Annotated in this window: 10 protein-coding genes; 4 read left to right on the top strand and 6 right to left on the bottom strand. The window is 69.3% G+C overall.

From position 1 onward, the window contains the following. The first annotated feature begins 7 nt into the window (after positions 1–7). Positions 8–910, top strand: a complete 903-nt coding sequence (locus NM2_RS08570; RefSeq protein WP_084530615.1) for a ParB and winged helix-turn-helix domain-containing protein — start codon at positions 8–10, stop codon at positions 908–910. 31 nt (positions 911–941) lie between these two features. Here the strand turns inward: NM2_RS08570 and NM2_RS08575 are convergent, their stop codons facing one another. Further along, on the bottom strand, positions 942–1,946 hold the full coding sequence (locus NM2_RS08575) for a methyltransferase (RefSeq protein WP_067666377.1): 1,005 nt from the start codon (positions 1,944–1,946) through the stop codon (positions 942–944). A 324-nt stretch (positions 1,947–2,270) separates the two neighbouring features. Between NM2_RS08575 and NM2_RS08580 the strand changes: the two genes are divergently transcribed. Both NM2_RS08580 and NM2_RS08585 read left to right on the top strand, forming a co-directional pair. Then, the gene (locus tag NM2_RS08580) at positions 2,271–5,648 is read left to right on the top strand and encodes an amino acid adenylation domain-containing protein (protein WP_157120978.1); all 3,378 of its coding nucleotides are present in this window, start codon (positions 2,271–2,273) and stop codon (positions 5,646–5,648) included. Continuing rightward, on the top strand, positions 5,648–6,448 hold the full coding sequence (locus NM2_RS08585) for an alpha/beta fold hydrolase (RefSeq protein WP_067666382.1): 801 nt from the start codon (positions 5,648–5,650) through the stop codon (positions 6,446–6,448). The genes NM2_RS08580 and NM2_RS08585 overlap by 1 nt, the downstream gene beginning before the upstream one ends. Here the strand turns inward: NM2_RS08585 and NM2_RS08590 are convergent. From NM2_RS08590 to NM2_RS08610, 5 genes are all read right to left on the bottom strand, one after another. Further along, complete coding sequence (locus NM2_RS08590; RefSeq protein ID WP_067666384.1) at positions 6,438–10,661, bottom strand: TIGR02680 family protein; 4,224 nt, start codon at positions 10,659–10,661, stop codon at positions 6,438–6,440. The two genes, NM2_RS08585 and NM2_RS08590, sit on opposite strands and share 11 nt — an antisense overlap. Further along, positions 10,661–12,112 carry a TIGR02678 family protein gene (locus tag NM2_RS08595; protein WP_067666423.1) on the bottom strand — a complete coding sequence of 484 codons (1,452 nt, stop codon included), beginning with the start codon at positions 12,110–12,112 and terminating at the stop codon, positions 10,661–10,663. Before NM2_RS08595 ends, NM2_RS08590 begins: the two co-directional genes overlap by 1 nt. Further along, a complete protein-coding gene (locus tag NM2_RS08600) occupies positions 12,112–13,662 on the bottom strand; it encodes a TIGR02677 family protein (RefSeq protein ID WP_439956853.1) in 1,551 nt (516 codons plus the stop codon). Before NM2_RS08600 ends, NM2_RS08595 begins: the two co-directional genes overlap by 1 nt. Before the next feature lie 309 nt (positions 13,663–13,971). After that, positions 13,972–14,736 carry a DUF2127 domain-containing protein gene (locus NM2_RS08605; protein WP_067666386.1) on the bottom strand — a complete coding sequence of 255 codons (765 nt, stop codon included), beginning with the start codon at positions 14,734–14,736 and terminating at the stop codon, positions 13,972–13,974. A gap of 23 nt (positions 14,737–14,759) precedes the next feature. Then, a complete protein-coding gene (locus tag NM2_RS08610) occupies positions 14,760–15,953 on the bottom strand; it encodes an NsdA family TPR-like regulatory protein (RefSeq protein WP_218025878.1) in 1,194 nt (397 codons plus the stop codon). A gap of 295 nt (positions 15,954–16,248) precedes the next feature. Between NM2_RS08610 and NM2_RS08615 the strand changes: the two genes are divergently transcribed. Further along, positions 16,249–16,590 carry a hypothetical protein gene (locus NM2_RS08615; protein WP_067666387.1) on the top strand — a complete coding sequence of 114 codons (342 nt, stop codon included), beginning with the start codon at positions 16,249–16,251 and terminating at the stop codon, positions 16,588–16,590. Positions 16,591–16,678: the final 88 nt, after the last annotated feature.

Raw genomic sequence — 16,678 nt, forward strand, 5'->3', positions numbered from 1 at the left:
GAATGCCATGCCGAGTATGCTGCTCGACCGCCTCTCGATCGCCGACTCGCCCCGCCTGTCCGGCGTCAATACCGATCATGTTCGCGCACTGGCCGAATCCGCCGAACGGTGGCCGCCGATCACCGTGCACCGGTCCACGCTGCGGGTGCTCGACGGGGTGCACCGGGTGCACTCGGCCCGCCTGCGCGGGCAGCGTGAGATCGAGGTGCGGTTCTACGACGGCCCCGACCGCGACGCGTTCGTGGTCGCGGTGCGGGCCAACGTCGGGCACGGTCTGCCGCTGTCGCTGGCCGACCGCACCGCCGCCGCCGAGCGGATCATGACGACCCATTCGCACTGGTCCGATGCCATGGTCGCCTCGGTCACCGGATTGTCGTCGAAAACCGTTGCGGCCGTGCGGCGGCGTTCGACCACGGATATTCCGGAGTCGAACGCGCGGCTGGGCCTGGACGGCCGGGTCCGGCCGCTGAATTCTGCGGCCGCGCGGATCCTGGCGGGCGAACTGCTGCAAGGCAATCCCGATGCGCCGATCCGGGAGATCGCCAAGGCCGCGCAGTTGTCGGTGTCGACCGTGTGGGACGTGCGTCAGCGCCTGGAACGCGGGGCGGATCCGGTACCGCAGCGCCAGCGCCGACGTCCCGGGAGACGCTCGCGGCAGCCCGCCGATCGCGCGGATCTGCTGCGCACGCTGAGCCGCGATCCGTCGTTGCGCTCCACCGACTCCGGGCGGGCGCTGCTGCGCTGGTTGCATTCGCACAGCGTCGATCCGGAGCAGTGGCGGGCGGTCGCGGGGCCGGGAACCATTCCGGCGCACTGTGTTTCGGCGGTGGCCGAATTGGCCGTCGCCAACGCCGAGGCATGGAGCCAGTTCGCCCGCCAACTGCGCGGCGAGGTGACACGCGCCTCGTGAGCCGGGCCTGCCGACCCGGCCCACGACGCCGTCAAGCCGCGGGGCGGTGGCCGACGACCAGGTGTTTGTCCCGGCCGGACCGATGCACCGCGCATCCGGTGAACCCGGCATCTTCCAGCAGCGCAACCAGTTCCGCGGCCGTGCGGTGCACGCCGCGGGTTTCCACCTGCATGGTCAGGTTCATCACCGCGGTCGACAGCGGCCCGTTGCGGTCGTCGTCGAACAGCCGCTCCATGACCAACACCCGGCCGCCCGGTTGACAGGCTCGGAACGCCTTGTGCAGCAACTGTTTACACTCCGCATCGGGCCAGTTGGACATCACGTAGCCGAACGCGACGACATCGCCCTCGGGCAATTCGTCGGCGAAGAAGTCGCCGCCGGCGAACTCCAGGCGGTCGGTCAGCCCGTACTTGTCGCGGGTGCTCTCCAGATGCGGGCGGATATTCGGCAGATCGAACACGATCGCGCGCAGTCGCGGGTTCTGCTCCAGCGCCGCGACCGAGAACGGGCCACTCGCGCCGCCGACGTCGACCAGTACCTTGCTGCCGTCCAGTGCGGCCAGTTCGGCGAGCTCGCGGGAGACGTCGTAGCTCAGGCTCCACATCGCGCTCATGAATTCCGCGGTGGACAGGTCGTCCTGGTAGAAGTGGTCGTAGGGGGCGGGCAGGTCCGCGTCCACGGTCCGTTTGCCCAGGGCCAGATACCGCTCCAGCCGGGGCAGCTGTTCCAGGGCATCGACCATGTGCTTGACGAATCCGCCGATGTAACCGGGATGGGCGGCATCCAGGTACGGGGCCACCGCCGGATCGACGGCGAAGGCGCCGGCCGAATCGCGGTGCAGCAGCCCCGCCGAGGCGAGTACCAGCAGAATCCGGTCCACGGTATCCGGATCGGCGTCGATCCGCGCGGCGACGTCCGTGCTGGGCAGCGGCCCGTGTGCGAGCAACTCGGCGAGCATTCCGTGTTTGTCGGCCAGTTGGAGCATGGGGGTGACGATCAGTCCGTATACGGCGATCTCGAGACTCGGCGGCAGCATCTCGTACTCCGAATTCTGTGCGGCGGTGGGTGTCCATGAACCAGGGCCGGTGACCCGGTGCGCATGAACACGGTGTGTCCATGAACTTGGCATACGAAGTCGCCGAGAAAAAGGGAACGGCGATTCTGTTCACAGCGACGTCACGAAACGTGACGGTAAAGAATGAGACATTCGCCATAACCGCCATTGGAAACCTCGAACGTTTGACAGTGCGGACGCCGCGTGTAAGCCTGCAATAGTTCGACAGCTCACCCGGGCCAATGGTGCCGACCGGGATTCGCAAACGTCTCGTTCGGCGTGAACGGGGCGGTGTAGGAGAATCTGATGCCATCGATCTCCATGCTCGAAAACGCTGCCGCCGGTTATGACCGTAAGCGGCACGGAATTCACAATATGGGCCGCGCGGATGTCATTGCCGAGCCACAGCGGTATTACCGCGCGATCGCCCCGTTGGGGCCATTGTTCTACGACGAGGTCGGGCACGTGTGGATTTGTGCCGGATATCAGGAGTGCAACGAGATTCTGGGTAATCATCGGGTATTCTCCTCGGCTCGTCCGCACGATCCGGAGAAACTGGCCGGACGGGGTTTCGACGAGGTCGCTCGGATCGTCGATGTACTGCTGGCCCAGCTGCTGTTCTCCGATCCGCCGGACCACACGCGGGTGCGTTCGGCGCTGGCCCGCGAGTTCACTCCCGCGCACGTCGCCGCCCAGGAGGCGATGATGCGTGCCATGGTGGACGATGTGCTCGACGACCTGCCCGAGCACGGAACCCTGGATCTGGTGGGCGATTTCGCCGCGCAGTTGCCCGCGCGGCTCGTCGCCCGTCTGTTGCATATGGACGACCATGCCGACCGGCTCACCGCCTGGGCCGACGCCTACGAGCGGCTGATCGGCAGCCTGTCCACGCTGCCCAAGCTCGGCGACGCACAAGTGCTGCCGACGCTGCAGGAGGCCTTCGAGATATTCCGGTCGGTGGCCGCGGAACGGGCCGGAGAACCCGGTCACGACCTGATCAGCCATCTCGTCGCGGAAATGCGGAAGAACGGGTCGGGGGAGTCGTTCGACACCATTCTGGACACGGTTGCTGCGAATTGTCTGGTGCTGGTGGCCGGCGGTTATCAAACGCTGACCCAGCTCGTGTCCGGCGGATTGGTGCTACTGGATCGGCATCCCGAACAGCAGGCGCTGCTACGGGCCGATCCCGGGCTGATCGGCAGCGCCATCGATGAAATCATGCGGCTGGACGGGTCGAGCACGTATGTGGCACGCCGGGCGCTGACCGACATTACCGTCGCGGGCCATCGGATAATGGCCGGAGATACCGTGATAACCCTGCTGGGCGCCGCCAATCTGGATGCTCGGCGGTTCGCCGAGCCGGAGAAATTCGATATCGCGCGGAAAGAGGGACGGCACCTCGGTTTCGGTATCGGTCGGCATTACTGCGTGGGGGCGCCGTATGCCGAGCAACTCGGCGGCTGGGCAATTCTGGGATTTCTTCGGCGCTATGGCTGGTATCGCGTGAGCGAGGAGCCGGACGCGGTGGCGTGGGGGCCGCACGCCAACACCCGGTGCCGGTCTCGCGCGTTGGCACAGGTCGCGAACCGCGCCCCAGCGACTTCCGTTCCGGTGACTCGCGAACCGGCGACTCGTGCGCCGGTGACTTACCGACCAGCGACTCATGAGCTGGCGACTCACGAAACGGCGACGGAACCGGGGGCCGCCGCGCCCGCTGTCCTGTCGGCTGACGCAACGCTCGAACCGACTCCGGGCGAGCGTCATCTGCTGATCAGCGTATGGAACGACAGCGACGCGTCGCTGGGCGAGCGTGAGTGCTGGCATCGGGTATTCGAGCAGTGGGCCGCGGTGACGCCGGACTCGGCCGCCGTCGACTGCGAGGGCGTCCGCTACACCTACCGCGAGGTCGATCTGCGTGCCAACGCCGTGGCCTGGGAATTGCGCGGGCGCGGCGTGGAACCCGAGGCCAAGGTCGCCATCATGATGGACCGCTCGGTCGAGCTGATCATCGCCATGCTCGGGGTGGCCAAGGCCGGCGGCGCATTTCTGCTGGTCGACGCGCAATGCCCACGCGAGCGCCTGTATGTGATGCTCGAGGAAGCGGCCGTGCACCTCGTGCTCACCGACAGCGGAACCGCGGTCGGCGAACAAACCCTGCCGGTGCCGGTGCTGACGGTGGATACGACCGCCGCCAGCGAATCGACGCCGGTCACCGGGGTGAACACCGGGAATACCGCGTACGTGGTGTTCACCAGCGGCACGACCGGCCGCCCCAAGGCGATCGCCATCACCCATGAGGGTGTGGTGAACCTGCATCAAGCGCAGCGGGAGGTGTTCCGGCTGACGCCGCGGGATCGGGTGCTGCAGTTCCTGTCGCTGAATTTCGACGGCGCGGTGTTCGAGGTCGTGATGGCCGTGCTGTCCGGCGCGACACTGGTGCTCGTGCCGTCGGCGCGCCTGGTTGTCGGCCCGCCGCTGGTGCGCCTGCTGCGCGACCGCGAGGTCACCATCGTGACGCTGACACCGTCGGTGTGGGCGGCGCTGCCGAACGAGCCGTTGCCGAAGCTGCGGATCGGCGCGGCATGCGGTGAGCGGTTGCCGCCCGCGGTGGTGTCGCGCTGGTCGGCGCCGGGCCGTCGCTTTCTGAATCTCTACGGTCCGGCCGAGGCCGCGGTCTGGACCACCTGGCACGAATGCGACGGCAGCGACACCGACGTGCCGATCGGCCGTGTGGTGGCCAACAAGCGGGTCTACGTGGTCGACGAGGGGTTCCGGCTCGTGCCGATCGGGCAGGAGGGCGAACTGTGCGTCGGCGGTCTCGGTATCGGCCGCTATCTGGGCCGCCCCGACCTGATGTCGGAGCTGTTCCTGACCGACCCGTTCACCGCCGGACCGGATCGGATCCTGTACCGCACCGGCGACATCTGCCGCTGGCGTGCCGACGGCGTGCTGGAATATCGCGGCCGGCGTGACCGGCAGGCGAAGATTCGCGGGCAGCGGGTGGAGCTGGACGAAGTGGAGCGGGTGCTCGAGCAGGCGCCCGGAGTGTGTGCGTGCACGGTGTTCGTGCGAGACGAGCGCCTGCGGGCGCTGGTCGTCCCAGACCCGGGCTTCGACGAGTCCGCCGTTCGCGCTCACCTGGCCGACCGGCTGCACTCCGGTATGGTGCCCGCGACGCTGACGCTGGTGGATGAACTGCCGCGCACCGGCAACGGGAAGGCGGGCGCTCCGGTCGCGGCGCAGGCGGCATCGTTGCCGCAGTCGGAAACCGTTGCGGTGCCCGCGATTCCGGGACGATCGGTGGCCGCCTCGCACGGCCGGACGACCACGTCGGTGGTCGCGGCGAGCGGCGCGGACTCGGCGACGACTCCGGATACCATGCTGCCGCGAGCCGAGGACGACTCGAATGCTGTTGTTGTGCAGCATGTTTCGGAGTCCGCGGAGGTCACCCGGTGGACCTGGCAGGTGGCGCGGATGTTCGCCGGCTGCCTGAAGATTCCGCAGCACGAGGTGTGCTCGGATTCGGATTTCTTCTCGATCGGCGGCGACTCGCTGACCGTGGCCGAATTGCTGACTCGGCTCGAACGTGAGACCGCCGTGGTCGTCGACTTCGAGGTGCTGCTCGACGCCTCGACTCCCGCCGAGATCGGCGTCGTCGTCGCGGGGCTGGCACGGGGGCGGTGATGAGCGACGACGCCACCGCCGCAAGCGATCCCGTCCGTGCTTCGGTCGCGCGCCCCACACTCAGGCGGGTGCGCAATGGTTCCGGCGCGAGCGGCACCGTCGTATTCGTGCACGGGACCATGGATACCTGCGTGAGTTTCCGGCGGGTGGCCGAACAACTGCCGGACAGGACGTTGTTCAGCTACGACCGGCGCGGTTGGGGCGCCTCCCGCCGGCCCGGCTCCCGGCCGCCTTCACTCACCGATCACGTCGACGACCTGGCCGCCGTGGTAGCGCGCACCGACGAGCCGATTCTGGTGGGACACAGTTACGGTGGGCTGATCGCACTGTGTGCCGCCGCCCGGACACCCGAACGGGTCCGCGCGGTGGTCGCCTTCGAACCGCCGGTGCGGTGGTTGCCGTGGTGGCCGCCGGAAGCGCCGTGGGAACGGCTGGTGCGCGAGTCCGCCGACGACCCGGCCGCGGCGGCGGGTGCACTGCTCAACGAGGTGGTCGGGGCCCCGGTGGCGCGGATGCGCCCGGCCGCCGAACTGGCCGCCGACGGTGTCGCGCTGCTCGCCGAGATGCGCGACCCCGAGCTGAACACCCCGATGTTCGAGCCGTTGACGCTGGACGTGCCCGCGGTCGTGGCCGCGGGCGAGCGATCGCTGGCCCACCACATCGAGGTGTCCGCGCGTCTTGCCGAGCTCTTGCCTCGCGGCCGGTACCTGCAGATCCCGGACGCGGGTCACGCCGCCCACGTCCGGCATCCGGCGGAGTTCGCGGCGCTGGTGGACGCGGTGGCCCCGGCTAGCCCGTGACCTCCATCGCCTCGTCCAGGGTTATGGCTCCCTCGACCGTGTGCGGTATCCGGCGGCGGCCCGGGGAGCCCAGGGCCGCGGTGAGGTCCGAGCCGTCGTGTTCGGCCAGCAGGTCGCGCGAGTCCCAGACCAGCAGGGTTGCGCTGACGGTGTTCTCGGCGGCCGAGTGGGCCAGGTCGTAGTGCGCGCAGGCGGGGACGTGGTCGTAGGTGATCCACAGGTCGTAGCCGGTCATGAACAGGTCCAGGTCGAAATCGACCGACAGGCCCAGCAATTCGCTCTTGCCGTTGTCGTCCACACCGGCGAACGCCTCGTCCAGCGCGAGCAGGCGCGGGGCCTGGGGGTCGGCCGAATCGAGCAGGACGTGGGCGGCGGCGAACAGCGGAAGATGCAGGGACACCGATTGTTCGCCGCCGGACAGGGCGCTGTGCCGGGCCACGGTGAGCCGGTCCTCATTGCCGTCGGCGGTGATCAGGGTGAACGAGAACGCTCGCCAGGTCCGGTAATCCAGTGTGGTGGCGAGGATTTCGGGGTAGGAGCGTTCCGGGTGCGCGGCGCGCGCGGCCCGGATCTCCGCGGCGAAGTGCGCGCGGACGGTGGCCAGATCCTCCGGGCTCAGCTCGGAGGCGTCCCGGTCGAGCAGTTTGCAGACCGCGCGGGCGGATTCGGACAGACTGTCGGCCAGCACCCAGTGCACGCCGATGGTGTTGCCCGAGGACATCCGGCGCTGCCGCATCTCGGCACCCATCCGATTGATGAGATCGCGTGCGTCACTGGTGCGTTCGTGGATCTGCTGAGCCAGACCGGTCAGCAGCGCATCCTCGAGGATGCGGCGTTCGGCGTCGGTGAGCAGCAGTTCCTGATCCGAGCGGGCCCCGGCGATGCGGTCGGCGAAATCGGCCAGCGCGGCCGCACCCTGATCGTCGTGCACCTGCACGACGGTGAGGCCGTCGGCGGCGTCCCACTGCAGCCGGTAGTCCTGCCGGGCCGCGGCCAGTGCGGCGTCGAATTCCTGCAGCGCCGCGGTCACCGCACTGCGGGTGGACTTGCGGGCCGCCTCACCCGCGCGCACCGTCGCCGTGGCCGCGCACAGCCCGTCGAACAGCTGCTGCACCTCCTCGGGCAGCACTCGCGGGGTGGCCTCCGGTCCGCCGGTCTCGATCCGGTACAGCAACTGCTCCGGGGTGGACCAGGCCGCCTCGGTGCTCGGCCAGCGGCAGTGCTCCGGCGCGCCGAGCAGGCTCAGCAGATCCGGACGGGCATAGGGCGCAAGGTGTTTCACATCGGCGAGCAATTCGGTCAGGGCGGTGCCGAGTGAATCGTGCGCGGCCCGGTAGGCCCCTTCGGCCGAGCCGACCGCCTCGATCGCGTCCGAGGCCGCCTTGCGGGCGGCCTTCTGCTCGGCTCGCGCGGCGTCGATGCGTTCCCGGGCCTGTTCGAGTTCGCGATCGATATCGGCCGCGCCCGCGCCCAGCGCCTCGCGCAGGGTCTCGAGTTTGCGCAACTGCTCCTCGTACCCGGCCCGCGCCGACTCGGCCTCCTCGGCGAAAGCCTCGGCCAGATCACGGGATTCGGCCAGCCGGTCCTCGCTCTCACGGGCCCGTTCGTGATCGCGCTGATGGTCTCCGCGCAGGCGCAACAACACGGTGCCGGTGTTCTCGAAATGCCGGATGGCCGCGGCGAGGGCATCGAGTTCGGCCGGGTCGCGCGGGGCGCGGTGAGCGGCCGCGACGCCGCGAACCTTCTTATCGGCGGTGGTGAATTCGGCCACCGCCTGATCCAGATCGGCCTCGGACTGCGCCGCGGCCTCGGCCCGCGAACGCAGCATGCCCGCGGCCTCGGAGACCGCGCGCAATGCCGCGGTGACCGCGTGGGTGCGGGGTAATGCTTTGGCAGCAGCGGTGATTCGGGCCAGCTGCTCGGTCGCGGCCTGCTGCTGGGCCGCGGCCTCCTGTTCGGCGGCCTCGGCGGTCTGCACGGCGGTCGCCAGCTCGGCCAGACGCAGTTCGCGGCGGCGGGCGCGGGCGGTCGCGCCGATGAATTCGGCATGCGGTTTGGTGTGGCGGCCGAGTTGGACGCCCTGGCGGTACCGGCCGTCGGCGTCGATCGTCACCGGTGCAGTCGCATCCTCGGATGCGGGATCGGTGCCGGCGATCGCGTCGGACAGCGCAATCGAGGACAGCACGCCCGAGACGACCTCGCGGGGCACGGTCAGGGCATCCGAATCATCCTCGACGACAAGCACATCGGCCAGGGTGCGTCCGGGCGGGCGGTTCTTCGGCGGCAGCGGGACCAGGAACTGATCCGAATCATGCTGCGGCAGTGCACCGTCCGGGCTCACCCAGCCGTCGAGCAGATCGGCGGCCTGCAACGCGGCCTCGATTCCCGCGGCCCGTTCGGGCGACACGTCGTCGGCGAAGCGGACCAGCCGCCACAGCGGCGCACCCGGATGATCCGCACGCGAGCCGGTGCGGGCGGCGAAAGACGGTGGGGCGTCCTCCTTCTCGGCCGCGACGCGGTCGCGCTCGGCCCGCAGTTCGGCGATCCGGGCCGCGGCCTGCTCGGCGGCGGTGCGGGACTGTTGCCGCTGGGTGCGGATCTGCTCGGTGAGCGGTTCGGTGCGCTCGGCGAGAACCTCGGTGAGGGTGGCCGCGTCATCCGAACCCGTCGCGGCCAGGGCGGCATCGAGCGCCTCGAACAGCCCGGCGCGCACCGGCTCGTGCACGTCGCGGTGCGTCTCCCACCAGCCGCGCAGTGCCGCAGCAGTATTCGACCGCGCGAGGGTGACGGTGGCCTCGGCCTCCGCGAGCGCGGCCGCCGCGGTGTCGCGCTGCTCGATCGCGCGCTGGGCGGCCCGTTCGGCGCGCGAGCGTCCCGCGGCGGCGGTGTCGACCAGCGTCAGCGCTTGGCGCACCGTACGCACGTCGGCGTCGCGCTCCTCGGCGTGACTGCGCACGGTCGTGGTGAGCTGTTCGGCGCGGGCCTGCTCGGGCAGCGCGGACCAGGCGATACCGGCCTCCTCGGCGGCCGTGCGCAACTCGTCCTCACCGCGGGACAGCGTCGCGGTCGCGGATTCGACCGCGGCACGGGCACGTTCGGCCTCCTCGGCACGCTGATCGGCCGCCTGCCGCGCCTTGGTCGCCTTGTCGCGGTGCACCGCCGCGGAGGTCTCCAGCCTGCGCACCGCGTCGGCCAGATCGTCGAGCTGCTGTTTGCCCTCGTACGCGCTGGACCGCTGCAGCGTCTCCCGATCGGTCAGGGCTTGCTCGTAGGCCCGGTCGGCGGCCTCGGCGCGTTCCTCGGCGGCGGTGCGCTCACCCTCGCGACGTTCCCGCAACGCCGTCGCGGCGAACAGCGCGGTACTGCCGTGCGTCACGGTGTCGATGCGTCCGCGCACCTGATCGGCATCGCTCTTCGCTTGCACCGCAAGATATTTGCGATAGACCCCGACGAACGCGCGAGTGGCGGTGTCCGCCTGGACCAGGCCCTCGAGCGTGCGGCCGACCTCCTCCATATCGCTGAACGAGCGGGCCGCGTCCAGGATGAGCTGCTCGTCCAGCGGTCGCAGGCCGTCGGTGAGCGCCTGGGACAGGCCGCGCGGGTCGAGGTTCTTGGCCAGCTGCGGGCGGCGCAGCGTCAGAATGAGGTTGATCAGCTGGTCGAAGCGCTGCACCCCGAGTCCGAACATGCGCGCGTCGATGGCCGAGCGATAGTCCACCGGACGATCGGTGAGGGCGTCGGTGCCGATCTGCTCGGCCAGTTGCTTGCGCGTGAGCGGCCGGTCGTCCGGGCCGATCAGGGAGAAGTCGACACCCACCCGGCCGTCGGCGACGAAATACCAGCGGGTCACCTTGTCCGAGGATCGGGTCGCGCGCATGCCGATGCCGACGGTGACGACCTCCGGATCCTCGCGCCGACCGCGCGCGAACTCCATCCACACGTACGAGTACGCCGATTCCTGCTTGCGGTACAGCAGATTCGACTTCATCGTGCGTTCCTCGCCCGCGAACGGATTGAGCCTGCGCGGCTCGATCCGGCCGTCGAACACGAACGGGAACAGCACCTCGAGGCCCTTGGTCTTACCGGACCCGTTGGGGCCGCGCAGCACCAGACGCCCGTCGGCGAAGCAGAATTCCTGATCGCGGTAGTCCCAGAGGTTGATGATGCCCGCCCGCGTGGGTACGAATCGGACGCCGCCGTGGATGAGGTCCATCAGCTCCCCTTCTGTGCCGGATAGGCATGGTCGCCCAGAGCGCTCGCGGAGGCGAACAGTTCGCTCTTGGCGCGCGTGCGGACCGTGACCACCGCGCCGCGGTAGCGGGCCAGTGCGGGCAGGATCAACAGCGCGGGCTCGGAATCGGTTGCGGCCGAATGTGTCTCGTCCCCGGCGGCGAGCGGTTCGACCAGATGCAGCCGCTCGAGCAGCGCGAGGACCTCCCGGGTCAGGCCGGGGACGTCGGCCTGCCACTGCGCGGCGAACGTGGATCCGTAGCGGTCGGTGAGGGCCTGCACGGTTTCGCGGATCCAGGACATCGGCACGACCGGGTAGTCGGCGTCCGCACCGGCCCTGTCGGGCTCATCCTGGATATCCGAATCATCCTGTGCGGCAATGGGATCGGTGGATATCGCCAGCGGGGTGAAGACGGTCGACTCCGGAATCGCCTCATCCAGCGCGTCGGCCAGCGTGGTCGCCGGTGCCGGGCGCCGGCGGCGTTCCACCGGATTGTCGATGTCCAGGACCAGATCCGCGATCTCGCCGACCAGCAGCAGTGCGACCTGGGCGAGGGTGCCCGTGCTGGGAAAACGCACATCGGAGAAACGACCCGAGGTGTCGATCAGCGCGACGCCCTCGGCGCGGCGCTCGGCCCGCAGCCCGGTGAGCATCTCCACCTCCGCGACGACCTTCTCCGTGCCCAGCTGCACCCGCTCGGACTCGGTCAGCTCCCGCGCGTACACCACCGGCCGCTCGACCAGCGCGCGCCGCACCCGGCGGGCATCGGCGGCCCGCGCCTGCGGCGTGGAAGCGCTTGTGCCGCTGTCGGATTCGTCTTCGAACAGTCCGCGCACACTGCGCAGATGCTGAAGTACGCGCGGCGGCCGGAAGATCGCGAAGACCACGGCTCGATCGATGTCGTAGAGCGCCTCCCCGGCCTCCGGATCCGCGGCCCAGCCCCCGGCGTCACCATCGGCGAGGGTGAGCGCGCCGCGAGCGGCCAGCCAGGCCACGGCGTCGACGAACGCGTCGCGATCGGCGGCCCGATCGGTGGACAATTCGAGCCCGTCGACCCGCGTCGCATAGGAAGCCACCTGATCGGCCAGCTCGGACAGGGTGATCTGATCGCCCGCCCGGCCGAGCGCGGCCAGGGCCAGCGACAGATACGCGTAGCGCCGCCGGTCGAAGACCCGATCACCCGGTGTGCGCGCCGGGCGGCCGGATTCGAGGCGGTCCAGAACCGGGAACAGCCGGGCCGTGGTCTCGGTGACCTCCAGCCGGTAGCCGAACAATTCGGCCAGATCCTCGCGCAGTTCGGTGGCCCAGCGGCGCAGCAGCGGCAGGGCGATCCGATCCGGATAACTGCGGGTGATGAGATGATTGGCCAGAATCACCCGCGCGGCACGCTGATAGCTGTCCAGGGCGAGCGAATCGATTGTGCGGGCGTGGATCACGAGTGCGCTCCAGGACCGGGGCGGGCCCCGGCGGTAGGCGTTCGGGCGCGGCCGTTCTCGCGGATCTCGAGCCGGCGATTGTTCAGGTGCAGCAGTCCGCGCGCGGTGCGCACGACGGTGGAGCCGGGATGTTCGGACACCGTCAGGGTGACCCCGCTGTCGGAGCCGGTGGTTCCGGTCCGCCCGCTCACCGGAACCCACGCGGTCGAGGCCGCGTCCAGCAGGCGCAGCAGCACCTCGGTCTCGCCGTCGTCCAGTACGCGGTCGTGCAGGTCGGCGGCCGCGAGTGATTGCGCGGCGGCCGCACGGGCGCGCTGGGCGTCCAACTGGGCCTGACGCAGCCGCCGAATACCCGCGTCGTTGCGCACGATTCGCGACGGCGCGCCCGGCGACGGCGGCCGCCCGGTCTCGGCGAGGGTGCGCGCGATCTCCAAAGGCGGTGCGTCCCACCAGGATCGGATCGCGGGAATGACATCGGAGTCGGGATGTTCCATCGACAGATGCCGCGGACGGCCCAAACCGAAGACCGCGTCGAACAGTGCGTGCGCGCTCTCGGCGGTCGGTGTCGCGGTGAACCACCCGGCCAGATGGCGCAGCGCCGACTCGCGGCTGACCCCGCCCTTACGGGTCTCGGTGACCCGCCGCAGCAGCGAGAGCACCGCGGCGATGGCGCTCATCGTCGCATCGCGCAACCGCTCGGCCTCGGTCTGATTCGCACCGGGCCTGGACTGTCCGTCCGAATTAGCTTCGCCCGCAGCGATATCCGCGGCGGTCGCGACGAACCAGCCGCGCAGTCCGCGCCAGCGATCGCGCCAATCCTCCTCGCGATCGGCGAGGCTGAGCAGCACCCGCTCGTCGCAGGCTCCGGCCCGCGCGATCATCTCCTCGACGCCGGTCTCCTCGACCTCGGTGATCGCGGCGGCCAGTCGCGGGGCGAAGCGCGCCAGGTCCATGCTGAATTCGCGCATATGCGCCAGCAGCGCATCCTTGTGTGCCAGAAAGGATTCCGGCGTCGCCTCGGTGGTGCGCACCAGATCGCCGAGGGTCAGATAGAAGTGCGCGGCGCGCTCGGCCAGTTCGGACAGGGTGGTGTCGAGGCGGTTGAGGATGCGGTAGACGCGCTCGGCGTCGCCGGTGCGGTTGGCCTGGGCCAGCGCCTGCAGATCGGTCAGCAGCTCCGGCAGTACCAGTCGCGACAGCGCGGCCTCGTCCAGACGAGCGCCGAGTACCTCCGATACCGCGCGATAGGCGTGATATCCGCTCTGCGAGAACTGATACACGAAGTGCCGGTTGCGATATTCGGCGAGGGTCGCCGCGCGCGTCCCGTCGTAGCTGCGTTCGAGCACACCCCACTGATGCAGCTGTTCCAGCAGCGGGCCCACCTCGGCGGCGGACAGTCGCGGTGCGCCCGGAAACCGGGTCAGCGTATCGGTGACGTCGTTGGCGTGCAGCAGCACCACGTACGCGGCGCGCGCCTGATCGAACGCCCGCAGCACCCACAGATACTCCCCGCGCTTCTCGGCCGTGGCGAAGGTGAACAGCCGCAACCGATCTTCCGCCGCGGCGGCGTCGATGCCCGCCGGGGCGAACACCACGCGACCGCGGGGGAGCGCCGAACCGTCGAACAGCGCTTCCGGATTCGCGATCGGCGCCCGGTCCTGCGGTGATCGGTCCATACCCGGGTTCGGTGCGACCGTCCCGGAGGTACGCGTCAGCGCGGAGTCGCCCCTGGACGTCGCGGGCGCGGCGTCGGGCAGCAATCCTTCAGCGGACTCGGTCACCGGGTCGAGGGTAATACCGATGCCCGCGGGCGCCGCGGCGTCCCCGGCATCGGCGCGCCGAGCCCGTGCCATCGATCAGGACGCGGGCACCGCGACGGCTGAACGTTCCACCGTGAGCAGGCTCGCCTCGTTGTGTTCGGCGTGGTACGCGCGCCCACCGCCGTTGATTCCGAACAGTCGCTTGGACCACAGCAGCCACAGCACCGCGGCGATGTTGATCACCAGCGCCCCGGCGCGCAGCACGGTGATCTTCTCGGTCAGCTCGTAGACCTCCAGCGGCAGGAAGATCGCGGTGGCGATGACGGCGAAGTACTCGCCCCAGCGCTGGGCCAGCCACAGCCCGACCGCCTCGATGAATTCGATCGCGGCGTAGACCAGCAGGCCGACCGCGATCAGGCTGAGCACCGTCGGCGAGAGCTTCCACCCCTGCTCGATGAAGTGCACGATCTTGGAATTGTCCGGGTTCCAGCCGATCTGATCGGCCAGGGGCTTGATCAGCGGCATCTCCTTCTCGAACGCCGCGCGCAGCTGATGCTGCGATTTGCGCACCTTGAACACTCCCGCGCCGAGTGCCACGAAAACCAGGCCGCGCAGGACCCGTTCGATCGCCAGGAATCGCATGATGAACCGGTCCCGCAGCAGCCGCCCGCGCGGCACCTCCGGCGCCTCGTCGGCCGGACCGCGGCCCGCGGGCTCGCCGATCACGAAGTCACCGCAGCGCAGGCAGCGCCACGCGGTACCCGCCGGAGTCGAAACATGTAGGCGTGCAGCGAGTTCGGGCTCATCGGGTGCGTAGGTGGCATGCCCCCGCCAAGAGCAGGACCGCAGACTGAAATCCATTGGTGGAGCCTAACAAGACCTGGTTACGGTGTTGCCAGCTCGCGCAATTGGTCGAGGTAGGTGCGGGTGCGCGGATCCTCGGGGTGGCGCTCGATCATCTCGCGGGCGGTTTCGCTGGCTATCCACATCAGCGACGGTAGGGAGCGGCGGGTTCCCTTGAAGGCGCGCAGGCCCTCGTCGACGGCCAGATCCAGGTCTCCGTCGCGCACGGCCACCACCGCGAGGGTCAGGCGCGCCTCGGAGACCCGCATGGGTTTGAGAATGGTGTCGCCGGGGCCCGTGGAGGTTCGGATCACCTGGTGCGCATAGCTTCGCGCCAACTGGTTCTCGCCGATGACGCGGCTGCAGTCCATGGCGTAGAAGTCGAGCTTCTGCGGGTCCACGACGAAATGGTTGTCCAGATTGGCCGGGTGGTCGAGGCGGTCCAGGATCGAGCGGCCCCGGCGCAGCGCCGCCTCCATCGCGGTGCGATCGCCCAGCCGCGCCCAGCCCTTGGCCTGCTGCGCGGCGAGCTGGACACCGACCGCCAGTTGCTGGGTACTTGCCAAAGCGGCGTCGGCGGCGTCGATCGCGCCGCGGTAATTGCCCTGGGTCAGGGCGAACCAGGCGGCCATCTCCGCACCCCAGCCGATGATCTCGGCATGGTCGGCCTCCCGGCCCAGGGACAGCGCCGCCCGTCGGGTGGCCTCGGCCTCGGTGCGCCGGCCGAGGTCGTAGTCCAGGCAACCCACCAGCAGCGCGACCCATCCGGCCAGGACCAGCACCTCGCGATGCTGCGCCAGGGTCAACCGGCCGTCCAGCAGGGAGGTGATGCGGCGCAGCCACGCGGTGCCCTCGGTATGCAGCGCGCGCGGATCGCCGCAGGGATATTCACAGCACATCCGCTCGGCGGTGATCCGGATGGCGTCCAGGGTGGCCGACGAGACATCGGACATGCGCAGCCGGCCGAGGAATTCCAGGGTGTCCATCCCGGTGGAGGACAGCAACTCGTCGTCCCGGTTCGGGCGGGCCTTGGGGAAGAACGCCGCGGTGACGGTGTCGAAGGCGGCGGCGATGATCGGTGCGTAGAACTCGTCGGGACGCGACTCGCCCGACTCCCAGCGCCGCCAGTTGCGTAACAGTGTGCTGTCGGTCGGCAGATTGTGCGAGGACTTGGCGCGCATCGCGCGAATCGCTTCGGTCTGCGACCACCCCCTGGCATCTCGTTCGGAACGCATCCTGACTGCCCAGACGGGTCGATCGTCACCAGCGGCCACGGGGTCAGTATCCCACCAGTTAACTTCGGATGGACCGGATAGGGCATCCGGATGTCAGCACGTTGACATCTGCAATTACATTTGGCGGCGGTGCATGCTCGAAACGGGTCGATTTCCGGCCCGCGCGGTACCGCCGAAGCAGTGGTATCGGTTCGCCACAGCGGTATCTCGTCCAGCAGTGCCCCGCCGCGTGTGGGGGTCCGACAGTCCGACAACAGAACAGCGAATCCCTATCCAGATCCCAACGGAGGTTCGGGTGGAAGCGTTGATCTATGGGTATGTGCGTGACGAGTTGGCCGAAGGCCACTCCGAGGAGTTGGAGGACGCCATGTGCAGCCTCGCGAGCTCCGCTGGGATGTGTTTCGCCGCGACCTTCCATGAATCGACAACCGGTGACGGCACCGCGTTCGCGGAGCTGACCGCCGAGCTCAAACGCGCCGACGCACACCATGTTGTGGTTCCGTCCCTGGAACATCTTGCGGGACAGACGATTCCGCGCGAGATTCTGCTCGCCAAGCTGGCCGACGAGGCCGAGGCGCACGTCTGGACTGTGTCGAATTTGCCTCCGCTTCGCTCCGGCGGGTTTTCGGCGCCCTAGGGCTCGCCGTTCAGCGGCCGACGCTCGCTCCTTCGTCGCTTGCGCGTCGGCCGCTGAACGGCGAGCCGCGCCGAAAACCTTTGGAGTT

It is taken from the genome of Nocardia miyunensis NBRC 108239, from assembly GCF_001613065.1.
Classification (GTDB): Bacteria; Actinomycetota; Actinomycetes; order Mycobacteriales; family Mycobacteriaceae; genus Nocardia; species Nocardia miyunensis.